The organism is Bacillus sp. AFS073361, assembly GCF_002567005.1.
In the GTDB taxonomy this organism is placed as follows: Bacteria; Bacillota; Bacilli; order Bacillales; family Cytobacillaceae; genus Neobacillus.
Genome location: NZ_NUZU01000055.1, coordinates 1 through 1,083, shown reverse-complemented (window position 1 = coordinate 1,083; position 1,083 = coordinate 1). Strand labels below are relative to the sequence as shown.

Sequence of the window (1,083 nt, the reverse complement as noted above, 5' to 3'; positions counted from 1 at the left end):
AATCTCTCAGGGCGCACTTTTACGGGAAGTAGCTCAGCTTGGTAGAGCACTTGGTTTGGGACCAAGGGGTCGCAGGTTCGAATCCTGTCTTCCCGACCATGCTTCTTATAATCAATGGGGTCTTAGCTCAGCTGGGAGAGCGCCTGCTTTGCACGCAGGAGGTCAGGGGTTCGATCCCCCTAGACTCCACCAATAATTTTACATGATAGTATGGCGGTGTAGCTCAGCTGGCTAGAGCGTACGGTTCATACCCGTAAGGTCGGGGGTTCGATCCCCTCCGCCGCTACCAAATATTATCTAAACTGGACCTTTAGCTCAGCTGGTTAGAGCAGACGGCTCATAACCGTCCGGTCGTAGGTTCGAGTCCTACAAGGTCCACCATTAGTTTTATATTTAATTTGGAGGAATACCCAAGTTTGGCTGAAGGGATCGGTCTTGAAAACCGACAGGCGGGTCATACCGCGCGGGGGTTCGAATCCCTCTTCCTCCTCCATAAATATTATAACTTTGCTTTCTGAAATCGGGGCGCTTAGTAACAAGAAATGGAGCATGCTCCAAAATTAATTATTTCTATTATCGCGGGGTGGAGCAGTCTGGTAGCTCGTCGGGCTCATAACCCGAAGGTCGCAGGTTCAAATCCTGTCCCCGCAATTGGTCTGGTAGTTCAGTTGGTTAGAATGCCTGCCTGTCACGCAGGAGGTCGCGGGTTCGAGTCCCGTCCAGACCGCCATATGTTGGCTCAGTAGCTCAGTCGGTAGAGCAAAGGACTGAAAATCCTTGTGTCGGCGGTTCGATTCCGTCCTGAGCCACCATTTTTGTTTTAAAACAATATTATTATGGCGATTGTGGCGAAGTGGTTAACGCATCGGATTGTGGTTCCGACATTCGTGGGTTCGATTCCCATCAGTCGCCCCATAATAAATTATTATATGCGGGTGTAGTTTAGTGGTAAAACCTCAGCCTTCCAAGCTGATGTTGTGAGTTCGATTCTCATCACCCGCTCCAATATGGGCCTATAGCTCAGCTGGTTAGAGCGCACGCCTGATAAGCGTGAGGTCGATGGTTCGAGTCCATTTAGGCCCA

At 50.1% G+C, this 1,083-nt stretch carries 11 tRNA genes; all 11 read left to right on the top strand.

Going from position 1 to position 1,083, the window contains the following annotated elements:
* Positions 1-22: 22 nt before the first annotated feature.
* Positions 23-99 (top strand) — tRNA-Pro (locus COJ96_RS24955).
* A 17-nt stretch (positions 100-116) separates the two neighbouring features.
* Positions 117-192, top strand: a tRNA-Ala gene (locus tag COJ96_RS24950).
* A gap of 20 nt (positions 193-212) precedes the next feature.
* Positions 213-289 (top strand) — tRNA-Met (locus COJ96_RS24945).
* A gap of 15 nt (positions 290-304) precedes the next feature.
* Positions 305-381, top strand: a tRNA-Ile gene (locus COJ96_RS24940).
* A gap of 19 nt (positions 382-400) precedes the next feature.
* A tRNA-Ser gene (locus COJ96_RS24935) sits at positions 401-493 on the top strand.
* A gap of 84 nt (positions 494-577) precedes the next feature.
* A tRNA-Met gene (locus tag COJ96_RS24930) sits at positions 578-651 on the top strand.
* A gap of 2 nt (positions 652-653) precedes the next feature.
* Positions 654-730 (top strand) — tRNA-Asp (locus COJ96_RS24925).
* Positions 731-736: 6 nt separating this feature from the next.
* A tRNA-Phe gene (locus COJ96_RS24920) sits at positions 737-812 on the top strand.
* A gap of 27 nt (positions 813-839) precedes the next feature.
* Positions 840-915 (top strand) — tRNA-His (locus tag COJ96_RS24915).
* Positions 916-931: 16 nt separating this feature from the next.
* A tRNA-Gly gene (locus COJ96_RS24910) sits at positions 932-1,005 on the top strand.
* Positions 1,006-1,009: 4 nt separating this feature from the next.
* A tRNA-Ile gene (locus tag COJ96_RS24905) sits at positions 1,010-1,083 on the top strand.